This is a genomic window from Flavobacterium sp. LM5, from assembly GCF_002017945.1.
Taxonomy (GTDB): domain Bacteria; phylum Bacteroidota; class Bacteroidia; order Flavobacteriales; family Flavobacteriaceae; genus Flavobacterium; species Flavobacterium succinicans.
Window position 1 is genome coordinate 36,934 of record NZ_MUFX01000009.1, and the last position, 25,508, is coordinate 62,441.

Genomic DNA, 25,508 nt, shown 5'->3' on the forward strand with positions numbered 1-25,508 from the left:
ACGTGTCGCTACACACCCTAACACACGCTACAAGCGATTTGGGCAATTGGCTTAATGAGAAAATTAGTTTGTATTTGGAAGTTTTGGCTAATCAGAAAAATAACGCTACTTTAGACCCAAACCGCGTGTAGCGCGGGAACGTTGGAGGTAATTGGACCGTGCCACTTAGACTACGACGTTTTTTCACAATGAATTTTCGGGATATTTTTTTGGGATGTTTAGAAGAATAAAGCATTTAGGCTTCAAGTCTTTCGATTGGGAATCGTAGAAAGTTCACTTTCAATACGTTTAACAACGTAAAAGACTTAGCTAAGTTATCGAAAATAAATGACAAAGTCAATACTATATTTATTTTTGCTAACTTAAACATCACCAAAAAAATAGAGCCCTAAAACCCCTATTATTGACTTCGCCTAGCAGGCTTGCTAAGCGCAATAAATAATTGGTTTCATTGAATAGCATTGTGTTGAAAAAAAAAGAGAGGAGTAGTCTATCCAACTCCGTTACTTAATTAAGCGATGGTTGTGCATAATTAAGTAACTACCCCCAACAGCGGCTATGCAAAATGCCTTCCGCTTTTTTAGATAAAAATAGTACAAATTAAAAAATTTGGCTATTTTAGCTATCATTAGTGAAGCGGCGAAAGAAGGCACTTCGCATAGCCGCAAACGTTGGCGGTAATATTATCCGAACGAAACAGAAAAAATGAAATTTGATAGAAACTTAACTTTTAAAATTGGAATAACACTTGTCATTATTAGTACATTTTTTATTTCAATTCTTCCTGGCTCACTTTATTTTTATGGAATACCATTTTTTGTTTTTATTTTAGGTCTAATTTTAGTTTGGTTAGGTAAAAGAAAAATTATTTCTAAGATTTTATACACAATTACTCCTATCCTATTCTTTTTTACATATCAATATTTTTGGAAAGAATATAAAACTATTGAGCCAGAAACATTTTTAATTCCTGAAAATTATCGTGGATGTGTAAGAATCAGATTCAATTCAAAATGTGGAGAAGAAATACAATATGAAAATAAGCGTAGAATATACAAAATCCCAAAAGACGGAATATTATTAACAAAATTTAAAGATGAACAAGGTTTTATAAATTATGAGTTTTATCTAGTAGACAAAAATGGTAAACGTCTAAAAATTGAACAACTTGATGTAAGAGATTTTAACGAAGAATGGACAACCGAAAAAAACCCAAAAGAACCATCAAGAAATAAATTAGCAATTTTTCACGCAGGTAGAACTTATAGTGATGGTAGTTCTGAATTTTATGTTTCAACATACAAAGATTTAGACTCACGCTTTGGGTTTAATTATACACAGAAATTTGACAGTATAATGACAAAGAAAATATCGAATTGTAAATAAAAATACTACCGCCAACACACGCTACAAGCAATTTGGGTATTAGGCTTAATTTAAAATTGGTCTTGTATTTGGAAGATTTGGCAAATCCGAAGAATGGGCTTAATTTAGTCCCAAACTGCTTGTAGCGCGGGAACGTTATAGGGCAGTTGAGCCGAAATTACACAGGCAAATCCAATTTGAAAATAAACAGTTGTTTCCGCCGAATGTTTTCAAAGCAGAAGCGTGAAAATTGGAAGCGCCAGCAAACGTTGAAAATTGGATTCTAACGACAAGCAGACGAAAAACGGAAGTGTGAAAACGGAAATGTGAATATTGCACTTTGCCAACAGAAACGTGAAAAGCTGAAGTGTGAAAAACGAAACTTACCAAGCAAAACTTGAAAAGGAGACTCTAACGAAAGTGAACAGGCGAAGCAAATCTAAAATTGGGACTCGCCTACTCTAACGTAAAAAATGAAAAAGTGTGAAAGCTGGAATTGACCAACAGAAGCGTGAAAAATTTGCGGTTTAATAGTAATTTCGACTAAACAACCGCCCTATAACACACGCTACAAGCAAGCTGGGCATTTGGCTTAATTTGAAAATGGTTTTGTATTTAATACATTTGTTTTTAACCGAAAGATTACGCATCTTTAATCCCAGCCTGCGTGTAGAGCGGGAACGTTGGCGGTCAGTTTAGCAGTAAATCAGAAACTTCACGTATGAAAAGAATAATTAGTATTTTAATTTTGTCATCTTTTTTGAGTTTCATTGCTTGTAAAAATTCAACTGAAAACGAAATAAGAAATAAATATATTGCTGAATGGAAATCGACAAAAAAACCAATTCCATATACTGCTACTTTAAAGATAAATAATGACAATACATATGACTTTTTTAGTGGAGCTTGTATGTCACGCTCAAATTCTAAAGGAAAATGGAGAATTGAAAATGACACGATTATATTGAATAGTTTCAAACCCAAAAACTGTTGTTTTTTAATTGTTTTTGGCGGAAACTGCGAAAAATATGGGAAAATTGGCGAAAACCATATGTTTAAAAAATCATTTAAAGATTGCGATTTAAAAACTGAAGATTTATATGACGTATTTGAAAACACTAAATTCTACATTAAAAATGAAAAACTAGTTTTTAAAAAGAGTAAGGTAAATGATTGTCAAGATTTAGAAGAATGGAATAATGATTTTGTACTTGGAAAAACTAGTATGAAATAAAAAACCGAACCGCCAACACACGCTACAACGGATTTGGGCAATTGGCTTAATTTAAAAATGGTCTTGTATTTGGGATGATTTGGCAAATCCGAAGATAAGGCTTAATTTAGTCCCAAACCCGCTGTAGCGCGAGAACGTTACCAGCAAGTAGCCAAAATTGCACAAAAAAAAACAACTAAATTACTATGAATCTTTATAAAAGTATTTGCAAAATATTTGGTATTGAATTCGACAAGACCGAAGTATTTGAGCTTGTTAAAAATGCTAAATCCAAATATCTTGATACGTTGAAAAACATAGAAACAATTCTTAGAAAAGGGGAATTATTTGGTCAAGCAAACGTAGTGGAAAACTTAATGCAGAATTTAGAAACAGAAGATTACCAAATTTTTATAGATGATATTAATAGTGTGAATATGTGGGGTGGATCAGGTGCAGTGTGGGAAGTTTATTTTGAAAATAAAAATCTACAACGAAAATTTAATTTTGAAATGCTTGAACTAATAAATATAATGGAAAAAACTATGGTTTTAGGAAGCGGAATCAAACCTTTGAAAAAACTATTCGAAAAAGAACTTTAAATAGCTATGGAAAATAGAAATGAACTAATTACAAAGTACGAAAGAAACTTAAATCTTATTGCAGAATTTAAAATTGTTTACCGAAGCTTTCTAGACAAAACCAAAACATGGGATAAAGTTGCTTTTCCTGACTCTAATATTACAAACAGACAATATCTAGAAACTCTTAATCAGGTTTCTGAACAAGAATACTCCGAACAACAACACCAAGCAATAAAAACAGTTTTTATTCATGATGATGCAATTAAAGATTACATTATCAATCTTGAAACTCAATATAAAAATCTAAAAGCTCTTTTTGACGAAATATCCATTAGGAATAAAAACCTAATTGAATAAATAACCAGCTGGTAACACACGCTACAAGCAATTTGGGTATTAGGCTTAATTTAAATATGGTTTTGTATCAGCAATATTTGGCAAATCCGAATAATGGGCTTAATTTAGTCCCAAACTGCTTGTAGCGCGGGAACGTTAGCCGTCATTGTACTGCAGAAACCAAAAAAATAAATGAACATACTAAAAAAAGGAGAATTTTTCGGAACACATTACCAAAAGTCAACTTTTGAAAATATCATTATAACTGACACAGAATACACACATAGTAAAGTAGATTGGCATTATCACGAAAATCCATATTTTACTTATTTACTTCAAGGCAAACTCTTTGAATCCAACAAAAAAGAATCCTATTATTTAGAACCTGGAAGTTTGTTATTTCACAATTGGCAAGACGCACATTACAACTTAAAACCACCCGAATATACAAGAGGATTTCATATTGAATTGAATGAAAATTGGTTTTTAAATTACGATATTAAAATAACTGACTTTGAAGGAAGCATAAATATAAAAAATCCTTTGGCTAAAAATTTGATGAATAAAGTATATGTTGAATCCAAAATAAAAGACCAATATTCAAATTTAGGCATTGAAACATTAATGATTGAAATTTTTACAAACATAAAAGAAAACAAAAAAATAAGTGCTAAAAAACCTGATTGGGCAAATAAACTTCAGGAACTTTTAATCGAGGAACGAATGGATTACTCCTTAAACAATCTAAGTTCCATTTTAGGGATTCATCCCATTCACTTATCCAGAGAGTTCAACAGATATTTTGGCACAAGCCTAAGCAATTATATTAGGTTATTAAAAGTCAATAAAGCTTTTTGTTTAATTGCTTCCAATAAAATTTCGATGACAAAAATCTGCTATCAATGCGGATTTTATGACCAAAGTCATTTTATTTCAAGTTTTAAGCGAATCTATAATACAACTCCAACAAAATTATTTAGAAAAATGTGATAATGTTAATTTTATACAATTTTGATAAAATTCAAAAACTCATCTTTGCAAATCATCATTAATCAATCAAAAAATGAAATTTCAAAACATCATCATCTTTTTCTTTATTCTTTTTTCGTTTTCTGTCAATGCACAAGATATGGCAGAATATACAGATAATTGGGAAGGAAAAATCGAAAATTCCAAAACTTTCAATTTAAAAGTTGAAATAAATAATTTAGGATTTGAAAAAGCTATTTTCAAAATTTATAACAATAAAAATATTATTGATTTTCCATTTAATGCGACTACTATTAATCAAATAAAAATTCCATTTGCTGAAAATTTATTTTTTGAAGGTATTCTGTCTAAGGATAACAAAGAAATTAATGGCTTTATTAAATCTGGTTTATTACTTTATCATTTAAAACTAACAAAGTCAAACAACAATTCTTATATAGGAGATTGGAATATTTTGATGGTAACCGAACTAAAATCACAAGATTTTTATTTAAGTGTAGAAAATGGTTCTAAAAATGAATATCAAGCGTATCCCATTTTAGGCGACAATCGTTTTACAGGAACTTGGTGCGATAATTTCCAAAAAGAAAATGATGTTATATCCTTTTCTGATTTTAAAACCGGATTACAATTTAAAGGAAAATTAGAACCTAATACAATTCAACTAGGTATATATTTAGGAACCCATTTAATCACAGAAATAGATTTAAAAAAATCCAAAGCCGATTGGAAAATTGGTGGTTTTGAAACAGATAATAAAACTTCTATTCTAAAACTTACCGAAATGGAGAATCTTATTTTAAAGGATTCATTACCCAATACTCATTCGGTTTTAATTTCGAGAAATGGCAAACTTATTTATGAAAATTATTTTGATGGTTATACCGCAAATATACCACACGATATGCGTTCATCAGCAAAAAGTATTTCATCAGCCATAGTTGGTATTGCTTTAGATAAATCATTATTCAAAAGTGTTAATCAATCTGTTTTTGATTTTTTACCCACAAAATATCAAGCTCAAAAGGACAGTTTAAAAGCGAAAATAAATATCCAAAGCCTTTTAACAATGAGTTCAGGATTAGACGCCATTGATTATGGTATAAATGCAAATTCAAAATCTCCTGCAACTGAAGAAAATTTTCAAAGAGCAAAGGATTGGATAGCAACAATATTATCTGTACCAATGATAAATACCCCAAATACAAAAGCAAATTATGGTTCTGCAAATCCTTATTTACTGGGAATTGCTATGGATTCAATAATTACAGAGCCTTTAGAATTATTTATGGATAAATATCTGTTTCAAAAACTAGATATTTCAAACTATATCATACAAGCTGATTTGAATGGAAATCCATATTTTGGCGGTGGAATGTATCTTACTTCTAACGATATGCTGAAATTTGGAGAACTATATCTTAATTATGGTAAATGGAACGCAAAACGTATTATATCTAGTAAATGGATAAAAAATTCCTTGAAAAATTATCGAGTTTTAGAAAACACCAAAGACAAAAATGGATACGGATATTTATGGTGGCACAATACCTATCAAGTTAATGGAAAAAGTTTTGAATCTATTGAAGCTAGAGGAGCTGGTGGTCAATATATTTTTGTTATTCCCAGTTTAAAAACCGTTGCAGTTATCACATCTGGAAATTTCAGAAACGGAAAAACACAACAGCCAGAAATGATTTTTGAAAATTATATCTTGCCTTATCTTAAAAAATAAAAAACAACGAACGGCTAACACACGCTACAAGCAATTTGGGTATTAGGCTTAATTTGAAATTGGTTTTGTATTTGGAAGATTTGGCAAATCCGAAGAATAGGCTTAATTTAGTCCCAAACTGCTTTTAGCGCGGGAACGTTGGTGGAAAGTGTACCGAACCGACGCTGACAAACAAACTGACAAAAAATGAACATAGACAAATCGAAAATTTTGAACAACATTTGCTATACAGAACTTGTTTATGGACGAATAAATAAAAAACTGAAAACAACCTTTTCAAAAAGCGAAATTGAAAGAATAATTTACAAATTACTTGCCGAAACAGATGAAGGTAATTTTATGAAAATTGGAAAAAACTATTACGCAACAAACCCAGAAAAACAAATAAGAGTAACCATAAACTCAAACAATTACAGAATAATTACAGTAGATAAAATATGACAAACGGATTTAAAATAATTGGAATTTCGACAAGAACAACTAATAAAGGCAATCAATCCCAACAAGACTTGACAAATCTTTGGGGACAGTTTTATGCTCAAAATATATTTGACAAAATACCAAACAAGGTTTCTGACAATGTTCTTTCAATTTATACAGACTACAAAAGTGATTTTACAGACGAATACACAACAATAATAGGAGTTCCTGTTTCGACACTTGACGAAATTCCTTCCGAACTTATTGGACGAGAATTTAATGCTGACAATTTTCAAAAATTTGTTGCCAAAGGAGAAATGCCAAATGCTGTGGTAAACGTTTGGCTTGACATTTGGAAAAGAGACAAAGAATTAGACCGTAAATATTCGTATGATTTTGAAGTTTACGGACAGAAATCTCAAAACGGACAAAATTCGGAAGTAGAAATTTATATAGCGAAAAAATAACACCAGCCACCAACAAGGTATTGCCAAAAGCGGGGCTGAAGTTCTTCGATTGAACTTTTGTTCAAGGTTCAAGATTAGTAATTCTATTGAACTTTAGTGCTAAAAACCCCCGCCTTCGGCAATACCCGACCGTTGTATGCTATTTTACAGAGAAACTTCGAAAATAAAGAACATTTACTAAAAACAAAAATGAATAAAACACTACTCTTATTATTTAGCTTTTTATTATTTAGTTGTCATTCGAAATCTCAAAATAACATTGTGGTAAAAGAACCCGAAAAACATCAAGAAATAACCAAAACTAAACTAACTGGAAACCAAATTGTATCCGAATTAGAAAAACTCAATTTTTTCAATCTTACCGAAAAAAAAGATTTGAAAGAAACAAAAGCTGAATTTGAGAAATCGTATAATGAATTAAATTTCTTTGAAGGCAAAATGAAAGGCGAAAGCTTAATATTTACCGACAATAGGTTTTATTTTATTGATGCAGAAACTCTATTTGAAGGTGGTGGTTTAATTCAGTATTTAGAAACTGTAAAAAAATCATTTGACAAACTAAACTTGAAACTTGAAATTTCAGATGAATTTAATAATCAAACTGAAAAACACTGGACCCATACAATAAAACTGAACGGAAAAGAATACATTGCCTATGATGATGACTTTGGAGACAAAGATTGGGGAATTTCGTATGTCAACTTTATAGAAATGCTGAACGACCAGCTAAAAACACAGAAAAGTAACGAAAGATTTTATCCAATTAGTTCTGGAAATGACGGCAGAATGGTTTTGCTAACAAAAGAACAATTTGAATTTGTAAAGGCAAATTATCCAATTGACAAAGAACACCCGAAAGAAATAAATGAGTGGAAAAGTGGTTACGGATTATAAAAAACAGCATACAACAGCTACTACAACGGATTTGGGCATTTGGCTTAATGGTAAAATGTTTTTGTATTTGGCAGTTTGGTGATAACCGAAAAAAAAATCTTAATTTAGAACCCAAACCCGCTGTAGTACCAGAACGTTAGTGGCAAGGCTAAACCAAGCCGCTGTCTAAAACTTTGAAATCAATCCAATGTCTGTAATCATCTGAATCAACCCAAATTTCTAATTCAACTTGGTACATTTTACCACTTTCCATTTTTTCAATAAGTTCTATTAAACAACTACCTTCTTTTTTAAATAAAAAATCTTCGAGCATTTGCCAATTTGGCAACCATCCGTTGATGAAAATAGAATTTGGGTCGACTAAATAATCATCATCTAAACTAATCATTTCAAAGGTTAATTTTGTGTTTCCTTTTTTCATATCATTAAATTCTGTTAAAAGCCCAACCACTAACAGCTAGTAAGCAATAGTTGGGCATCGTGATTAATTATTAATTGTTTTGTACTTGTTGTTATTTTTTCTAGCCTGAATAATTAGGATTTCTAACCCCAACCATCGCATACTAGCGGAACGTTGGAGGTAATTGGACCGTGCCACTTAGACTACGACGTTTTTTCACAATGAATTTTCGGGATATTTTTTTGGGATGTTTAGAAGAATAAAGCATTTAGGCTTCAAGTCTTTCGATTGGGAATCGTAGAAAGTTCACTTTCAATACGTTTGACAACGTAAAAGACTTGGCTAAGTTATCGAAAATAAATGACAAAGTCAATACTATATTTATTTTTGCTAACTTAAACATCACCAAAAAAATAGAGCCCTAAAACCCCTATTATTGACTTCGCCTAGCAGGCTTGCTAAGCGCAATAAATAATTGGTTTCATTGAATAGCATTGTGTTGAAAAAAAAAGAGAGGAGTAGTCTATCCAACTCCGTTACTTAATTAAGCGATGGTTGTGCATAATTAAGTAACTACCCCCAACAGCGGCTATGCAAAATGCCTTCCGCTTTTTTAGATAAAAATAGTACAAATTAAAAAATTTGGCTATTTTAGCTATCATTAGTGAAGCGGCGAAAGAAGGCACTTCGCATAGCCGCAAACGTTATGTGATACCAAACCAAAAAACAACTAAAATAAGATATAAGATATATGAGTTTTTTCAAAAATTTATTCGGTGGAAGAAATAAGGAAGTTGAATTGTCGACAAAAGAATTTACCGAAGAGGAATATAATGTCGATTACGAATTAAAAGAACAAGGATTAGAAAGTGTATTAGGTAAAATGCACGGAATTGTTGGTCACGCAATAATTCCATTTTCAGTTGGAGGTGCAGTTGATATGTATTATTTCAAAAATCATATTAAGGGGACTGGATTCGCAACAATGGAATTACTAAATCCTGATGGATATGGACCAAAACCGAACAGAATTGGAACTTATGAATTAGTTGGTTTTACAAAATTGGATTATAACGAAAATGAAGAAAACCAAACTGAATTTAATACAATCGAAAGACGCTTTTGTGGAATATTTACCACTATTGAAAATTATGCTTCGCAAGCAATTTTAAATCCTAAAGAAACAATTGAAGTTCCAAATGGAACTGATGAAAATAATTGTCTGATTTTAGATAATTATAGACCTGACAACAAAGAATTTAAAATTGGGGAAAGAAGCCATCATTTACTGTTATGCTTAGAAGTTTTTAGAAGCGAAATGGAATTTGCTAGAAAAAATGGAAGTGACAAATTAATCAATTTGCTAAAAGAAAAAGGATTTTATCCCTACAGCGATTTAGATAGGAACCCCGTTGTCTAAATTGGCATCACATAACACACGCTACAACGGATTTGGGCAATTGGCTTAATGGGAAAATGGTTTTGTATTTGGGATGATTTGGCAAATCCGAAAATAGGGCTTAATTTAGTCCCAAACCCGCTGTAGCGCGAGAACGTTATGCGTCATTATGAAAAACACGACCGACATAGAAAACGCAATTGAAACCATTAGCGAAAATTATTCGCACTTGACTGTAGACTGTAAAAACGACTTAAAAAACTCGTGCAAATTATTATGTTTTGACAAATTATCACTAATTGTAAAAGAAGGACAGTTTGCGGACAAAATGTATTTTATTGTTAGTGGTTGCGTAAGAGCATTTTACTATAAAAACGACAAAGAGATTACAGATTGGTTTGCTTTTGAAGGCGATTTTATGAGTTCTATAAACAGTTTCTATCAAAACGTATCAAGCAAACATAATATTGAATTACTTGAAGAAACTACTTTTTTAGAAATAACAAGAGAAGCTATTTTCACACTTACAGACAAACACCATTGTTTTGAGCGATTAGGGAGAATTGCGGTAACAAAAACAATGCTTCAACTACAAGAAAGAATAGTTTCTATACAATTTGAGACGGCACAACAGAAATATGAAAGTCTTATAAATATGCGTCCAGATATAGTTCAAAGAGTACCGTTAACATATATCGCATCTCATTTAGGTATAACACTTGAAACTTTAAGTAGAATTCGTAATCCCAAAAATCGAATTTGATTTACATCAAATAGATTTCGTTACTTTTTATAGAACTTTGCAAAAAAATAAATGAAATGAAAAAAATAAACATTCCAATTCTACTTGCAAATATTTTGACTGGGTTAGCCTTTTTAGCCCACACAATTGGTGGAGATATAGAATTAACAAGCATTAGACCTGACATAAATATAAATAATTGGGCAGAAAAGCAACAAATTTGGACGATGGCAAGGTGCGGTTGGCATTGGATTTCTTTTGACTTACTTTTTGCTTCTATTGCTCTTGCTCTCATAAATTTTACCAACTATTTTGAGAATAAAAAGACAATTTTACAATTGCTTTCAATCTATTTTTTTGGGTATGCAATAGTTTGGTTCATTGTAATTATAATTTCACCATCGTTTCCAAGCAATTTTATAAATCTTGGTCAATGGATACTCCTATTAACAATTGGAGGACTTATTAAATATGGAACAAAGAAATATTATGTTTAAACTAGGCGGATATATAAACATTTTAATTGCTGTCGGACATTTAGTTGGACTATTTTGGGCAGACAAAATGTTTGAAGTAACAGGTATTGGAAAAGAAATGACCGAACTTGCTCAAACTCATTCTACCTTGCCATATTTACTAACCATTTCTGTATCAGTCGTATTTTTTGTTTTTGGTTTATATGGACTTTCGGCTGCCAATAAATTTAGACAATTACCTTTTTTAAAACCTGTAGTTTTCACTATAGCAGGAATTTATTTATTGCGCGGAATTGGGGAACTAGTATTTGACTTGGAAAGACAACAAGCAAACCAATTTTGGGAAATAACCTATTCACTAATTGCAGTCTTTATTGGACTTTTGTTTTTAATTGGAGGACTTCAAAAATGGAAACTGTTGATACCGAAAAAATAACGAACGCATAACATGCGTTTGGCAAGATTGCGAATTTTGTATTAAAATCACGTTTACATTTCGCAAGAAATTTTATCTTTGATAGAAAATAATCAGTTCCGAACTTCGCAACCTCGCTAAGCGCCGGGACGTTGGCAGAAATGCTAAGTAAACGAAGACACGAAAAATGAAAAATAAAGTTATAATCTTTCTTTTATTAATATTTACATCAGTTTGTAATGCTAAATATTCACCACTTCTTATTAGTCAACTAATCGATAATTCAAAAGTAATTGGAATTGGTGAAATAAAGAATGTTGAAGGAAAACAGATATCGGTACTTTTTGTAGAACTAATTAAAGGAAAGCTAGCTAACCGAACTGTAAAAATTAATCAATTTGAAAATTGGACTTGTGCTTCTCGTTGGACAAATTACAAGAAAGGGCAAAAAATAATATTTTTTTTGTCAGCTGAAAATGGAGTTTATAAAATTTTAGGATCGGGAAATGAAGGAGAATTGCCAATTCAAGGTAAAAAAACGTATTATAAAAGTCTATACGGAGGATTAGACAAAGATTCAAATAAATATATTGTTTATGGGGCTGAATTATATGGATATGTTTACAATATGTTAGACGTGAAAAATGGAATTTTAGAATATATATCCAACAAATTGTCTTTTCATAAAATCGCAAAACAAAAAAACACCAAAAAGGCTAAAATTGAAAACCCATTTTTAAAAAGATTAGTATCGGAATTATATACAGAAATATATCAATATCAATAAAAGCACTATCTGCCAACACACGCTACAAGCAAGCTGGGCAATTGGCTTAATTTGAAAATAGTTTGTATTTGATACATTTGTTTTTAACCGAAAGATTACGCATCTTTAATCCCAGCCTGCGTGTAGCGCGGGAACGTTGTAGGTAAGTTTACCTAGCGTTTCGTTTAAATACTCATTTCTATATTTTCTTTGTGAATTTTAGACATTTTAGCAGTAATAAAAATCAATGATATACCCATTACAAAAACAATTACCATTAATATTGTCATTGTGATTACTAATAAATCTCTCATTGTTTCTAGTTTTTCTATTTCAGTAGTCATAATCTTTAGTGTTAAAAACCCTACCTACAACATCTAGTACAACTCACTAGGGTATTTAGGCTTTTAGTTAATATTAGTTTGTATTTGTTATCATTGTTTGCATCCGAAGTCAATCGGCTTGCTTAGTCCCTAGCGAGCTGTACTAGAGGGACGTTAGTGGCTAGTGTACCGCAGAAAACAGAAAAAATGACAAGATTTAATACTCTAATTTTAATATTTACAATGGAAATATTTGGAAACTTATTCGGGCAGAATAAACACGTTGAAAATTTTGAATTTTTCATTAGAATTGAAAATAATTTCAAACAATTTATTGTTGTAGATACAGGATTAGATAAAATCGCACCAATAAATGCTAAACCAAATATTTTAAAACTATCATTTCAAATGAATAATGTAGATGAAGAAGGATTATCTTCTTCAGAAGAGGAACTAAAAATTTTTGGAGAAATTGAAGACAAACTAATCGAAACATTAACTAAAAACGAAGTATTTGTTGGTAGAATAACTTCAAATGGACTTCGAGACTTTTATTTTTACACTAAAGACAATAAAATTCAAACTACGCTTGACGAAACTTTAAAAAAATACAATCAATTTAAATACACTCTCAATTTTGAAGTTGATGAAAAATGGAATAAATATTATAAACTTTTATATCCAACAGACGAAGAATTTCAAAAGATTGGAAACAGAAGTGTGTTAGATAATTTAGAAGAAGGTGGAGACAATTTAACTTTGGAACGAGAAGTATTTCATTGGATATATTTTAAAACCGAAAAAGATCGTGAAAATTACTTAAATGAAACAAAAAAACTTGGATTTACAGTCGTATCTAAAGAAAAAATAAAAGATGAATTTCCTTATCAATTGCAAATTAAAAGGATTGATAAAGTAGATGAAGAAAGTGTAAATAATTATGTAATTCAATTGTGGAAACTAGCACCAAAATACAGTGGAAATTATGATGGGTGGGAAACTAGTATTGAAAAAGAACAATCTACTAAATAACAACACCAGCCACTAACACACGCTACAAGCAATTTGGGCATTTGGCTTAATGGAAAAATTGGTTTGTATTTGGAAGATTTGGCAAATCCGAATAATGGGCTTAATTTAGTCCCAAACTGCTTTTAGCGCGGGGACGTTAGGGTGTATAGCTCCGTTGAAAAGAAACAGCCGACATCAACCAGACGTTTTGCAACTGAAAAAATAATAATGAACTAGCTAGCGTGCCGACTCAAATCAAACTCAGAATCTGACATCGAAATGCGAAAGACAAGCAAATGTGAATCACTTTTCGGAAAACAGAAAGCGGAAAAATTTTTCGTTTTTATTTTGAGTTTTAATGGAAAAACATAATTCCGAAGACAAACAGAAAACTGAAAAGTTACCGAAATTGAAACATGGAAAAGTTGCCGACATTGGACTGGAAAATTGGAACGGATGAACTTTGGTGCTTTTCAAACGTGTCGCTACACACCCTAACACACGCTACAAGCGATTTGGGCAATTGGTTTAATGGGAAAATCGGTTTGTATTTGGAAGTTTTGGCTAATCAGAAAAATAACGCTAATTTAGTCCCAAACCGCGTGTAGCGCGAGAACGTTAGGGTGTATAGCTCCGTTGAAAAGACACAGCCGACATCAACCAGACGTTTTGCAACTGAAAAATAGTAATGAACTAGCTAGCGTGCCGACGCAAATCAAGCTCAGAATCTGACATCGAAATGCGAAAGACAAGCAAATGTGAATCACTTTGCGGAAAACAGAAAGCGGAAAAATTTTTCGTTTTTATTTTGAGTTTTAATGGAAAAACATATTCCGAAGACAAACAGAAAACTGAAAAGTTACCGAAATTGAAACGTGGAAAAGTTGCCGACATTGGGCTGGAAAATTGGAACGGATGAACTTTCGTGCTTTTCAAACGTGTCGCTACACACCCTAACACACGCTACAAGCGATTTGGGCAATTGGCTTAATGAGAAAATTAGTTTGTATTTGGAAGTTTTGGCTAATCAGAAAAATAACGCTACTTTAGACCCAAACCGCGTGTAGCGCGAGAACGTTAGTGGCAACTCTAAAAAGACGACAGTGAAACTATTCAACTTCATAAAACGACAACCGAAATTGGACTTCTCACCTGAGCAGACCATAAAGCGTATAGTTGACTATATGCCTGACTTTTATAAAACACACAGACAGTTTATTAATTGTGTTGAATTTTTAGACAACAGAGAATGGGAACTTGCACTTGATAGTTTAATCGAACTTTCGGATGAAACAGAGCATTACTTTGCAGAAGACTTTTGGCTTGGACTTGAAGACTCTGCCAAAAAAATGGGTTTAACAGATAAAGTAAAGTATTGTCGAAAACAAATCAAGCGAAACGAACGAGACATAAAATCAAAGACACCATTTGGTTGGACAACAATAAAATTTGACGACACACATTTTCAAAATCATATCTCGGAGAAACTTAAAGAAGAATGGGCAACTGAAAGACGTCAAAACGATAAAGTTCAAGAATTGATAGTGAAAGAAGGAGTGCATTTAAAATCACACGGACGAAGCGGATTTTTATACATTACCGAAAATAGTAAAATTGCCGAAGTTGAATTTGAATTGGGATTTAACGGACTTATACTTTACTTCAAAAGTTTGTCAAGTTGGTCTTTACCAACAAAGCAAACACTGACAGTTGACGAGAAACAGAAAATAAAAATTGATATTAATAACTGGGCGACAAATACAAAAAATGCAATTGAATTTGACGACTGAAACAAGAGCAGCCACTAACAGGCGTTTGGCAAGATTGCGAATTTTGTAGTAAATACAAGTTTATTTCTCGCAAGAAATTTTATCTTTGATAGAAAATAATCGGTTCCGAACTTCGCAACCTCGCCAAGCGCCGGAACGTTGGTGGCAAGTTGCCCGTGTTGGAACGTAAAAAAGGATGATTAAAACATTTTTTAAGCAAAAAAATTGTGTTAAATTTAACTTGCTTCATAAGTTTTATTAACATTTTTTAAGCCGAAATAATATATGTTTGCCGTGAACAATAAAACTTATATTATGAAAAAAAAGTACTTAATCATTGCAATGTTATTTTCGTTTTTTGCTGTTAATGCGCAAAATGATATCCCACAAAATAAAAAACAAAATGAAGTGAAAGTGAATGTATTGTCGCCTTTAGCTGGAACTTTCGAAGCTACCTATGAAAGAAACTTAAACAATAAGTCATCATTAGGTATCACTGGATTGTTTGTGTTTAATAACAAAAATTCAAATGAAGACACAAATTATATGATTACACAATATTACAGAAGATACTTTGGTAAAAAATACGCTTCAGGTTTTTTTGCAGAAGGATTTGGAATGTTAAGTTCAATTGATGGAAAAAAAATATATGATACAAACGATAATTTGACATTTACTAAAGGGTCTGATGTAATTGACTATTCACTTGGTATAGGTTTAGGTAGTAAATGGGTTACCAAAAGAGGCATTATCATTGAAGTTAATGCTGGTTGGGGAAAACTCTTGTTTAATGCTGATAAAACTGACCACGATCAAGTTGCAAGATTTGGTCTTCAATTAGGTTATAGGTTTTAAAAAACAACTAAATTTGGAATAGACAATTGAAATATATTGGAATGGACATACGGAATAAATAAACTGCCGAACCGCTAACAGGCGTTTGGCAAGATTGCGAATTTTGTAGTAAATTCACGTTTATTTCTCGCAAGAAATTTTATCTTTGATAGAAAATTATCGGTTCCGAAGTTCGCAACCTCGCCAAGCGCCGAAACGTTAGGGTGTATAGCTCCGTTGAAAAGACACAGCCGACATCAACCAGACGTTTTGCAACTGAAAAATAGTAATGAACTAGCTAGCGTGCCGACGCAAATCAAGCTCAGAATCTGACATCGAAATGCGAAAGACAAGCAAATGTGAATCACTTTTCGGAAAACAGAAAGCGGAAAAATTTTTCGTTTTTATTTTGAGTTTTAATGGAAAAACATATTCCGAAGACAAACAGAAAACTGAAAAGTTACCGAAATTGAAACGTGGAAAAGTTGCCGACATTGGGCTGGAAAATTGGAACGGATGAACTTTCGTGCTTTTCAAACGTGTCGCTACACACCCTAACACACGCTACAAGCGATTTGGGCAATTGGCTTAATGAGAAAATTAGTTTGTATTTGGAAGTTTTGGCTAATCAGAAAAACAACGCTACTTTAGACCCAAACCGCGTGTAGCGCGGGAACGTTATGCCTAATTTTAAAAACCGAAAGTAAAAAATGACGAATTTAATCAAAGAAAATAAATTTGAAGATTTAAAGGAAATTTTAAAAAATTCAACAGAATTTCAAATTCACACATATTTATTAGACATTTTAAACTATAAAACAGTTAAAATTGATGCTGAGAGTTTTTCGGCAAAAAGATACCAAGAAGAATTTTTGGAAGGACTAACAATATTTGAAGCACTAAAAGAATCTGATATCGACAAAATTCAACTCACTAATTTTTTAAATATTTTAATTGAACTTGGTTTTAAAATGGGTGGATTTATACAGTTAATGGCGCAAACGGCAATGAATAAGGGTGTTTACTTATCTGATATTGAAGATTTGTACAAAGTAAATCCAATAATTAGACAAAAATTACAAGAATTTATTGAGCATTTGAAAAATTTTGAGAATCAAGATAAATCAATTGCAAATCTTAGTGCAACAAAAGCACAAATAAGTAATTCAATTGGAAATTTATTACAGAAACACGAAATTGGAGAAGATATGCTTCAATTTGCTCAATCATATGAAAAAGTTGAACAAACAGAAATGGCTGCGAGAATTTATCAAGGTATTATGAATGATTTTGAATCTGAATCAGTGAAGTCTAGTAGTGGTTTATTTCCTGAAATTTCATATGTTGATGACAGGCCCGAAGACGAAATTAATATATTCGAAACTGCTAAAACAAATTTTGAAAGACTAACTGGACAAATTGTACAAGAACCAAAAAGAGTTCACATAAACGAAAGTAAAAAAGCTAAAGAAATAGTAGCAGAAATGGAAAAAAGTGTTAAACAAACAGAGAATGAAAACGAAAGTGGATTTTTAAATAAACTAAAACGACTATTTAAGAAAAACTAGGCATAACAGCAGTTACACATGATGCAAGGATTTAGTGGAATTGCCGTTTCGCATTGAACTTTTATCTTAAATAGAAAATATGCAGTCACGAAGCCTTGCACCTCGTGTAGCTGCGGAACGTTGGCAGTAATTCCCCATATTCGCACCCAAATTGACTCCTTCAGCTAACGGAAGAAAGTGAAAATTTAGGCAAATACTAAAGATACAAATAACATAATTTCAGAACATTTAAAAACGTTAGTTAGAATTTTACCGAAAAACAAAAAAATAATGAACCATTACGAACAATCAGGAATAATATTTTTAAAAGAAAATAATTTTTTTACTGCAACAAATTTTTTTTGTAGAGCAATAGAATTTGAACCTCAAAACGCTTTGACTTGGTTTGCACTTGGTCAAAATTTCATGAAACTTCGGGAGTTAAGTCAAATAGATGATTTATACTGGTTAGGCATTTCTTGTTTAAAAAAGTCATATGAACTTGATGGTAATGAGTTTTCGAATAAAATACTGAAAAACCATAATTCAAGTGATTTAAGTAAAATTTCGGTTGCTAACTTAGGAATGATATTAAAATTCAAAGTTGAAATAGAAACCAAAAAAATGATTGAAGATTTTTCTAAATTTCAATCAGAAGATAATAAAATTGCTTTAATTATGCATATTGGAGAAACAAAAGATAAATCTTTTTTTGAATTCCTAAAATATTGTATTTCTAATGAATTGAATCAACATATAAGATTCGCAGCTTTGAAAAGAATTCAATTTTATAAAGATCAAGGTTTACAACAATTTTTTGAAGATTTAATTTCAAAAAAAATGCAAGAAAAATTGGAGCCATATTTTAGTATTACATTATCTACTTTGAATGAAGATTGGGCTAAGAAGTATATTAATTCTGAATATGCAAACCCAAATGAAATTAAAAATACTTTTACGAATGAAGAAATTGAGAACTCATTAAAAAATGATGAAATAAAAGCTACTATTGCTTTATCACTAATTGAATTTGACAAAAAAGAAATTGAAAAGTTGTTTGAAGAAAAAAACCATAAAGTTTTGGCTTTTTATTTGTCTAAAAAAATGAATGATGAAGGACTAAACTTTTTAATTAAAAATAACATTTTAGACATTAGAGGTAATATTTTAGAAATTGGTTGGAAACATATTGGAGAATTTTTAAAAGTCGATTTCAATAAAAATAATAATGAAAAAACAGAATTAATTACAAATGCTTCCGAAGTTAATGATAAAAAATGGTGGGAGTTTTGGAAATAAAAACTACTGCCAACACACGCTACAAGCAAGCTGGGCAATTGGCTTAATTTGAAAATAGTTTGTGTTTGACACATTTGTTTTTAACCGAAAGATTACGCATCTTTAATCCCAGCCTGCTTGTAGCGCGGGAACGTTATGCGGGAGTTGCGCCGAAATTACGCAGGCAAATCCAATTTGAAAATAAACAGTTGTTTCCGCTAGAAGTTTACAAAGTGGAAGCGTGAAAATTGGATTCGCCAACAGAAGCTAGAAAGTTGAAACCTGAAAAGCAGAAGTGTGAAAATTGGAAACGTGAAAATTGGAAACGTGAAAATTGGAAACGTGAAAATTGAAAGTGTGGAAATTGAAAGTGCGAAAATTGGAACTCTCCTACTCTAACGCGAAAAACTGTGAAAGTTTGAGTCAGCCAACGGAAAACCAAAAAATAGCCAAAATTTAAACGATAAATAAACAATAACTAGTTGAAAACTGCAAACCAAAAAACAAAAGCGTGAAAATTGGATTTTGCCAACAGAAGCTTGAAAAATTTGCGTTTTAATAGTAATTTCGACAAAACAACCCCCGCATAACACACGCTACAAGCAAGCTGGGCAATTGGTTTAATTTGAAAATAGTTTGTATTTGGAAGTTTTGGCTAATCAGAAAAATAACGCTAATTTAGTCCCAAACCGCGTGTAGCGCGAGAACGTTAGGCGACAGCAGTAACGAAAATCGAAAATTCAAGACTATAAAGCTAAATCAACAGAAAATTTCAGTAAATTTGGAATATTAAATCTGAAAAAAATGTCACAAATCATATCTATAGAATTTCCAGACTATTTAGCAAACTCAATGCGAATGAATAAAAGTGAATTTGGAAAAGAAATTAAAATTTCTGGTCTTGTAAAACTTTTCGAATTGGGTAAAATTTCATCTGGAACTGCCTCAAAAGTTTTGCAATTGTCTAGAATTGAGTTTTTAGAATTATTAGCCAAATATAACGTTGGTTTTTTGAATGTTGAAGACTTAAATGAAGATTTACAAAATGCTTAAAGTTGTTTCAAACACCACTCCTATTATTTCACTTTTGAAGATTGGTAAACTCAAAATCTTTAAAGATTTGTATGGCGAAATTTTTATTCCTCAAGAAGTATTTAATGAAATCGAAGCAGGGAAGAATAAAGAATTTTATACTGATTTATCTAAAATCGATTGGATAAAAATAGAAAAAATAAACAATGAAAAGTCTTTGTCATATTTTTTAGATTTAGATAAGGGAGAAGCCGAAGCAATTGTTTTAGCAACTGAAAAAGAAGCTGATTTAATAATTCTTGATGAATCTTTAGGAAGATTTCACGCTAAACATACTGGACTAAAAGTTACTGGAACAATTGGAATACTTTTAAAAGCTAAACAACTTGGGCATATTAATGAACTAAAACCTTTGCTTTTTGAACTAAGAACAAAAAACGTATGGTTAAGTGATGGTTTCATTGAAAATGCACTAAAACTCGCAAACGAAAAATAAAACCGGATAATCTACCGTCGCCTAACACACGCTACAAGCAATTTGGGGATTAGGCCTAATTTGAAGTTGGTTTTGTATTTGGAAGATTAGGCTAATCCGAATAATGGGCTTAATTTAGTCCCAAACTGCGTGTAGCGCGAGAACGTTGTAGGTAATGCAAGAAAATTGGAACGTGCCACAAATCGTTGAATAGATTTTTATTAATTTTAAGGCTTTAGTCTGAATAATCATATGTTTAAATGCGCGTCGAATACACTTTAAATATACTGATTTTCAAGCTATTAATCTAATTTTAAGAAAGAAATTTTTTGTTTTTTATTTCGCTTTTTTCAACTCTTGATTCGCATATTTAACTATTCTTTTGAAATTCACTTGGTGATATAGTTTTATACTTCTTAAAAATTTTATTAAAATGGCTGGCATCCGTAAACCCCAATCGGTCAGCAATTTCATTTATAGTAAATCTATTTTGTTTTAATAATTTCTCTGCAGATTTTATTTTAGTTTGAACAATATGCTGCTGAATTGATAATCCACTATGTTTCTTAACAAAAACACTAATATAGTTAGGAGACATAAAAAAACAACTTGCCATTTTTCTAATATCCATTTTTTCATTGTCAACAGCATTAATGCGAATATATGTAAGAATATTATTTATTTTTTCAACAGCTTTATTATCATTTACACTAATTACATTTTGATTTAAGTTACGAGTTATAATAGCCATTATAGAACCAAACAATTCTAAAACTACTTCATTATTAAACAAAGCTTTATTTGTGTATTCATACAACATAATATGTAACAAAGCTTTTAAATTATGTTTATCCTCTTTACAACAAATAATACTTGTAACAGCATTATCAACTTTTACAAGTGCATTTCTTAAAGCTTCATCCCAAAACGTTTTTCTGTTAGTGTTTAATTTTTCAAGAAAAACTTGTTCGGTAAATTTTAAATAAATGAATTTTATTTTGTTTTCAATTTTAAATTCATGAGCATCGTCTGGAGTTAATAAAAAAACATCATCTTGTTTGAAAGAATATGATATCCCATTTAATATATGTTCTCCACTGCCTTTTTCAACAAATATTAACTCATAAAAATTATGTTTATGCAGTTCATAATCCCATTTTTCGAGTTCAAGTGCAAAAATATTTATTGAATGGAAACTATTAAACCTTTTCATATAACACATAATTGATTTGTACAAATTTACAATGAAAATTTACATAATTAAATGAAATTATCATCTTAATTTTGTCATCTCAATTCAAAAACAAATAAAAATGAAAAATAAAATCAAATCAGTTATTTGTATTATTACAACAAGTTTATTATTAATAGGATGTAATTCTAATAAGAAAAAAGAAAACACAAGTAAAGGTAAACATTGGCCTAATGGTGCACAATTGGTCATTTCTGTTTCAATGCAGTTTGAAACAGGTGGCCAACCCGAAGGTGCCGAAAGTCCATTTAGTGGTAACCCACTACCAAAAGGAAATCCAGATTTACCAGCCGAATCTTGGTTTAGATATGGTGCCAATGAAGGCATGGATAGAATGATGGATTTGTGGAAAAAACACAACATTAAAGTTACTTCACACGTAGTAGGCGACGCTGCCATAAAGTACCCCGAAATTGCCAAACGTATGGCTAATGAAGGCCACGAAATAGCAGCACACGGAATAGCTTGGAGCAATCAATGGGATAAAAATTATGCCGATGAATTAAAGTTTGTAAAAGATGGTGTAGATGCTGTAGAAAAAATTACAAGCAAAAGAGCCGTGGGTTATAATGCGAATTGGTTGCGTAGAAGCCCAAATACATTAAAGGTTTTGCAAGAATTAGGTTTCTTGTATCATATTGATGATTTAAGCAGAGACGAGCCTTTTATTACAAAAGTAAATGGAAAGAACTTTGTAGTAATGCCATATACCTTACGCAATAATGATATTGTAAATATTGAAGGTAAGCATTGGAGTCCCGATCAATTTTTAACACAATTAAAAATGGAGTTTGATCAATTATATGCCGAAGGTGCTACCAAAAGAAGAATGATGAGTATAAGTTTTCACGACCGTATTGGTGGGCAACCAGCAATGACGAATGCAATGGAACATTTTATTGAATACACAAAAACAAAAACTGGTGTAATGTATATGCGTAAAGATGAAATTGCTAAAATGATTCAGAACGACCCCGCTACACCAGTGGATAATGCAGAAGAAAAATATAATAACTAACTTTATAAAAAAGGAAAATGAAAGCAATAGGATTTAAAACATCATTAGCCATTGAGGAGCAAGATAGCTTCATTGCATTTGAAATAGAAAAACCAATACCTTCTGAGCACGAATTATTAGTAAAAATTGATGCCGTATCCGTAAATCCAGTTGATTTTAAAATTCGACAATCGGCTGCTAAAAACACGGTACTTGATACGCCAAAAATTATTGGCTGGGACGCTGTAGGAACTGTAGAAGCAGTTGGGGATAAAGTAAGTTTATTCAAAATTGGCGACAAAGTATATTATGCGGGTGACCTTACCAAGCAAGGAAGCAATGCCGAATATCAGGTAATTGACGAACGCATTGTAGGTAAAAAACCAACTTCGTTGAGTAATGAAGAAGCTGTAGTAATGCCTTTAACAGGATTAACAGCTTGGGAAATTTTATTCGATAGAATTCGAATTAACGAAAAAGATAAAGGCAAAACCATATTAATTATTGGTGGTGCCGGTGGTGTAGGTTCTATTGCTATTCAATTAGCAAAAAAAGTAGCAGGTTTAAAAGTAATAACTACGGCATCACGACCAGCAACAATAGAATGGTGCAAAAAACAAGGAGCTGATGTTGTTGTAAATCACAAGGATTTAATTAATGAAGTTCGTAAGGCCGGATTTCAACAAGTTGATTTTATTGTTGATTTTGTAGATACCAATGTCTATTGGGATGCTATGGCGGAGTTAATTAAACCACAAGGTCACATTGCATCTATTACTGGAAGTGCCGAACCTGTGGCATTAAACAAATTAAAAACAAAAAGCGTAAGTTTTTCTTGGGAGTTGATGTACACCCGATCGATGTTTCAAACCGATGATATGATAGAACAACATAACATCTTAAACAAGTTAGCCGATTTGTTAGACAACGGAACTATTAAAACGACATTAAATACAACCATCAAAGGATTAACAGCCGAAAGTTTTAAAGAAGCCCATCGTTTATCAGAATCCGGAAAAGCAATCGGAAAAATTGCCATCACATTTTAAAAATAAAAGTATGAAACTATTTCAATTAGCTCTTGTAACAATAGTAACTTTTTCTGTCATTAAAGCCAGTGCACAAAAAGGAAACGAAGTCAATCATTTTTCTATGGACACATTAAAGTATGAAAAAATGATGGACAAGATAGACCGTAAATACGCATATGGTAGTATGGGAATGATAGCTTATTTCAAACTAGAAAAAGGTGCACACATATCAAAACATAAACATCCCAACGAACAAATTACGCATATTTTAGAAGGAAAAGTAAAAGTGGCAATCAATGGTATGGAATACATTGTAAAAAAAGGCGAAGTGTTAATTATTCCACCCAATGTAGAACATGAGTTTTGGGCATTAGAAGATACGTTAGATATGGATATGTTTACACCTTTACGAATGGATTGGCTAAATAAAACAGAAACCTATTTTGATAAAAAATAAAAGAAATAAGACATGAATAAAATATTTTCAGAATATAATTTAAACGGAATTGAATTAAAAAACCGTTTCTTAATGGCGCCAATGACTCGTAGCAGAAGTAGTCAACCAGCTGATGTACCCAATTCGTTAATGGCAGAATATTATGCACAAAGAGCAAGTGCAGGCATTATCATTACCGAAGCTACACAAATTTCCTTACAAGGAATGGGTTATGCCAAAACCCCTGGTATTTATTCACAAGAACAAATTGAAGGATGGAAACTAACTACCAATGCGGTTCATAATGCAGGAGGAAAAATTTTCTTGCAATTATGGCACGTCGGAAGAGTATCTTCATCGAAAGTAAATGGTTTACAACCCATAGGCCCATCAGCCAAAATTGCTAAAGATACATCTGTGTATATTTTTGATGGTGCGCCCAATGGCGATGCTACTTTTGTTCCTGTAGAAGAACCACGAGAAATGTCAAAATCTGATATTAAAAACGTTATTAAGGAGTTTGTTCAAGGTGCCAAAAATGCCATCGAAGCAGGTTTTGATGGTGTAGAAATTCACGGAGCCAATGGTTATTTAATTGACCAATTTTTGAGAAGTAATTCAAACCTAAGAACGGATGAATATGGAGGAAGTAAAGAAAACAGAATACAATTCATAATAGAAATTACTGAAGCCGTAGCCAAAGCAATAGGCAGCCAAAAAACGGGTGTTCGCTTGTCACCATTCATTAGTTTTAAAGATATGAACGACCCAGAAATATTGGAAACGATAATGCTTGCCTCAAAAGAATTAAATAAATTAGATATTGCATACATTCATTTATGTGAAGCCGATTGGGACGACGCTCCTCAAATTCCTAATGAATTTAGAACAGTATTAAGAACTAATTTCAAAAACACAATTATTGCTACAGGCAATAAAACACCAGAAGAAGGCGAACAATTATTACAAGAAAATTTGGTTGACTTAATTGGTTTCGGTAGAAAGTTTTTAACCAATCCCGACTATCCCGAAAGAGTAAAAGTAAATGCGCCAATGAATGAAATTTCAGATAATCATACTTTATTTGGTGGTGGGGACAAAAGAGGATATACAGATTACCCTTTTTATAATTGACAGAATTGAAAAAGGCGAACGACTAACAGGTGTTTAGCAAGATTGCGAATTTTGTGGTAAATACACATTTACATTTCGCAAGAAATTTTATCTTTTATAGATAATAATCGGTTCCGAAGTTCGCAACCACGCTAATCGCCGGAATGTTAGCGGTCAGCATAAAACGACACGCGAATAGACAAAATGA

Annotated in this window: 28 protein-coding genes; 25 read left to right on the top strand and 3 right to left on the bottom strand. The window is 31.7% G+C overall.

Annotation, left to right across the window (positions count from 1 at the left end):
* Positions 1-705: 705 nt before the first annotated feature.
* The 9 genes from BXU11_RS16115 to BXU11_RS16155 all read left to right on the top strand — a co-directional run bounded on the left by BXU11_RS16115 (position 706) and on the right by BXU11_RS16155 (position 8,004).
* Positions 706-1,386, top strand: coding sequence for a hypothetical protein (locus tag BXU11_RS16115; RefSeq protein ID WP_078213286.1), 681 nt, complete (start codon positions 706-708; stop codon positions 1,384-1,386).
* A 700-nt stretch (positions 1,387-2,086) separates the two neighbouring features.
* Positions 2,087-2,599 (top strand): hypothetical protein, encoded by a 513-nt coding sequence (locus BXU11_RS16120; RefSeq protein ID WP_078213287.1) that lies wholly within the window; start codon positions 2,087-2,089, stop codon positions 2,597-2,599.
* 185 nt (positions 2,600-2,784) lie between these two features.
* Positions 2,785-3,180, top strand: coding sequence for a hypothetical protein (locus BXU11_RS16125; RefSeq protein WP_078213288.1), 396 nt, complete (start codon positions 2,785-2,787; stop codon positions 3,178-3,180).
* Between the two features lie 6 nt (positions 3,181-3,186).
* Positions 3,187-3,519 (top strand): hypothetical protein, encoded by a 333-nt coding sequence (locus tag BXU11_RS16130; RefSeq protein ID WP_078213289.1) that lies wholly within the window; start codon positions 3,187-3,189, stop codon positions 3,517-3,519.
* A gap of 171 nt (positions 3,520-3,690) precedes the next feature.
* Positions 3,691-4,488 (top strand): helix-turn-helix transcriptional regulator, encoded by a 798-nt coding sequence (locus BXU11_RS16135; protein WP_078213290.1) that lies wholly within the window; start codon positions 3,691-3,693, stop codon positions 4,486-4,488.
* 73 nt (positions 4,489-4,561) lie between these two features.
* Positions 4,562-6,223, top strand: coding sequence for a serine hydrolase (locus BXU11_RS16140; RefSeq protein ID WP_078213291.1), 1,662 nt, complete (start codon positions 4,562-4,564; stop codon positions 6,221-6,223).
* 186 nt (positions 6,224-6,409) lie between these two features.
* The gene (locus BXU11_RS16145; RefSeq protein ID WP_078213292.1) at positions 6,410-6,664 is read left to right on the top strand and encodes a DUF3781 domain-containing protein; all 255 of its coding nucleotides are present in this window, start codon (positions 6,410-6,412) and stop codon (positions 6,662-6,664) included.
* The gene (locus BXU11_RS16150; protein WP_078213293.1) at positions 6,661-7,110 is read left to right on the top strand and encodes a GyrI-like domain-containing protein; all 450 of its coding nucleotides are present in this window, start codon (positions 6,661-6,663) and stop codon (positions 7,108-7,110) included. The genes BXU11_RS16145 and BXU11_RS16150 overlap by 4 nt, the downstream gene beginning before the upstream one ends.
* Positions 7,111-7,299: 189 nt before the next feature.
* Positions 7,300-8,004: a hypothetical protein gene (locus BXU11_RS16155; RefSeq protein ID WP_078213294.1), complete on the top strand. Its 705-nt coding sequence runs from the start codon at positions 7,300-7,302 to the stop codon at positions 8,002-8,004.
* Positions 8,005-8,152: 148 nt separating this feature from the next.
* On the opposite strand, the gene BXU11_RS16160 is transcribed toward BXU11_RS16155, so the two are convergent.
* Complete coding sequence (locus tag BXU11_RS16160; RefSeq protein WP_078213295.1) at positions 8,153-8,425, bottom strand: hypothetical protein; 273 nt, start codon at positions 8,423-8,425, stop codon at positions 8,153-8,155.
* Positions 8,426-9,155: 730 nt separating this feature from the next.
* Between BXU11_RS16160 and BXU11_RS16165 the strand changes: the two genes are divergently transcribed.
* The 5 genes from BXU11_RS16165 (at position 9,156) to BXU11_RS16185 (ending at position 12,223) form a co-directional block, all read left to right on the top strand.
* The gene (locus tag BXU11_RS16165; protein ID WP_078213296.1) at positions 9,156-9,824 is read left to right on the top strand and encodes a suppressor of fused domain protein; all 669 of its coding nucleotides are present in this window, start codon (positions 9,156-9,158) and stop codon (positions 9,822-9,824) included.
* A gap of 148 nt (positions 9,825-9,972) precedes the next feature.
* Positions 9,973-10,566 (top strand): Crp/Fnr family transcriptional regulator, encoded by a 594-nt coding sequence (locus BXU11_RS16170; RefSeq protein WP_078213297.1) that lies wholly within the window; start codon positions 9,973-9,975, stop codon positions 10,564-10,566.
* Between the two features lie 56 nt (positions 10,567-10,622).
* The gene (locus BXU11_RS16175; protein ID WP_223253757.1) at positions 10,623-11,042 is read left to right on the top strand and encodes a hypothetical protein; all 420 of its coding nucleotides are present in this window, start codon (positions 10,623-10,625) and stop codon (positions 11,040-11,042) included.
* Positions 11,017-11,457 (top strand): hypothetical protein, encoded by a 441-nt coding sequence (locus tag BXU11_RS16180; protein ID WP_223253758.1) that lies wholly within the window; start codon positions 11,017-11,019, stop codon positions 11,455-11,457. Before BXU11_RS16175 ends, BXU11_RS16180 begins: the two co-directional genes overlap by 26 nt.
* 166 nt (positions 11,458-11,623) lie before the next feature.
* On the top strand, positions 11,624-12,223 hold the full coding sequence (locus BXU11_RS16185; protein ID WP_078213298.1) for a hypothetical protein: 600 nt from the start codon (positions 11,624-11,626) through the stop codon (positions 12,221-12,223).
* Between the two features lie 164 nt (positions 12,224-12,387).
* On the opposite strand, the gene BXU11_RS17900 is transcribed toward BXU11_RS16185, so the two are convergent.
* Positions 12,388-12,546 carry a hypothetical protein gene (locus tag BXU11_RS17900; protein WP_189318543.1) on the bottom strand — a complete coding sequence of 53 codons (159 nt, stop codon included), beginning with the start codon at positions 12,544-12,546 and terminating at the stop codon, positions 12,388-12,390.
* Positions 12,547-12,768: 222 nt separating this feature from the next.
* Between BXU11_RS17900 and BXU11_RS16190 the strand changes: the two genes are divergently transcribed.
* From BXU11_RS16190 to BXU11_RS16235, 7 genes are all read left to right on the top strand, one after another.
* Positions 12,769-13,557 (top strand): DUF695 domain-containing protein, encoded by a 789-nt coding sequence (locus tag BXU11_RS16190; protein WP_189318544.1) that lies wholly within the window; start codon positions 12,769-12,771, stop codon positions 13,555-13,557.
* A gap of 1,082 nt (positions 13,558-14,639) precedes the next feature.
* Entirely contained in the window at positions 14,640-15,326 is a 687-nt protein-coding gene (locus BXU11_RS16200; protein ID WP_189318545.1) for a hypothetical protein, read from the top strand.
* Between the two features lie 294 nt (positions 15,327-15,620).
* Positions 15,621-16,160: a DUF3575 domain-containing protein gene (locus tag BXU11_RS16205; protein WP_078213321.1), complete on the top strand. Its 540-nt coding sequence runs from the start codon at positions 15,621-15,623 to the stop codon at positions 16,158-16,160.
* Positions 16,161-16,849: 689 nt separating this feature from the next.
* Positions 16,850-17,707, top strand: a complete 858-nt coding sequence (locus BXU11_RS16215) for a hypothetical protein (protein WP_078213301.1) — start codon at positions 16,850-16,852, stop codon at positions 17,705-17,707.
* A gap of 270 nt (positions 17,708-17,977) precedes the next feature.
* Positions 17,978-18,985, top strand: coding sequence for a hypothetical protein (locus BXU11_RS16220; RefSeq protein ID WP_078213302.1), 1,008 nt, complete (start codon positions 17,978-17,980; stop codon positions 18,983-18,985).
* Positions 18,986-19,768: 783 nt separating this feature from the next.
* The gene (locus BXU11_RS16230) at positions 19,769-20,017 is read left to right on the top strand and encodes a UPF0175 family protein (RefSeq protein WP_078213304.1); all 249 of its coding nucleotides are present in this window, start codon (positions 19,769-19,771) and stop codon (positions 20,015-20,017) included.
* Complete coding sequence (locus tag BXU11_RS16235; RefSeq protein WP_189318546.1) at positions 20,010-20,492, top strand: DUF3368 domain-containing protein; 483 nt, start codon at positions 20,010-20,012, stop codon at positions 20,490-20,492. Before BXU11_RS16230 ends, BXU11_RS16235 begins: the two co-directional genes overlap by 8 nt.
* Positions 20,493-20,841: 349 nt before the next feature.
* On the opposite strand, the gene BXU11_RS16240 is transcribed toward BXU11_RS16235, so the two are convergent.
* Positions 20,842-21,684, bottom strand: a complete 843-nt coding sequence (locus BXU11_RS16240) for a helix-turn-helix domain-containing protein (protein ID WP_189318547.1) — start codon at positions 21,682-21,684, stop codon at positions 20,842-20,844.
* Positions 21,685-21,784: 100 nt separating this feature from the next.
* On the opposite strand from BXU11_RS16240, the gene BXU11_RS16245 reads away from it, so the two are divergent.
* From BXU11_RS16245 to BXU11_RS16260, 4 genes are read left to right on the top strand one after another with little or no spacing between them, the layout of a single operon-like run.
* Entirely contained in the window at positions 21,785-22,741 is a 957-nt protein-coding gene (locus BXU11_RS16245) for a polysaccharide deacetylase family protein (protein WP_078213307.1), read from the top strand.
* A gap of 17 nt (positions 22,742-22,758) precedes the next feature.
* Positions 22,759-23,769 carry a zinc-binding alcohol dehydrogenase family protein gene (locus BXU11_RS16250; protein ID WP_078213308.1) on the top strand — a complete coding sequence of 337 codons (1,011 nt, stop codon included), beginning with the start codon at positions 22,759-22,761 and terminating at the stop codon, positions 23,767-23,769.
* A 10-nt stretch (positions 23,770-23,779) separates the two neighbouring features.
* Complete coding sequence (locus BXU11_RS16255) at positions 23,780-24,208, top strand: cupin domain-containing protein (RefSeq protein WP_223253759.1); 429 nt, start codon at positions 23,780-23,782, stop codon at positions 24,206-24,208.
* A gap of 12 nt (positions 24,209-24,220) precedes the next feature.
* Positions 24,221-25,321 carry an alkene reductase gene (locus tag BXU11_RS16260; RefSeq protein WP_078213310.1) on the top strand — a complete coding sequence of 367 codons (1,101 nt, stop codon included), beginning with the start codon at positions 24,221-24,223 and terminating at the stop codon, positions 25,319-25,321.
* Positions 25,322-25,508: the final 187 nt, after the last annotated feature.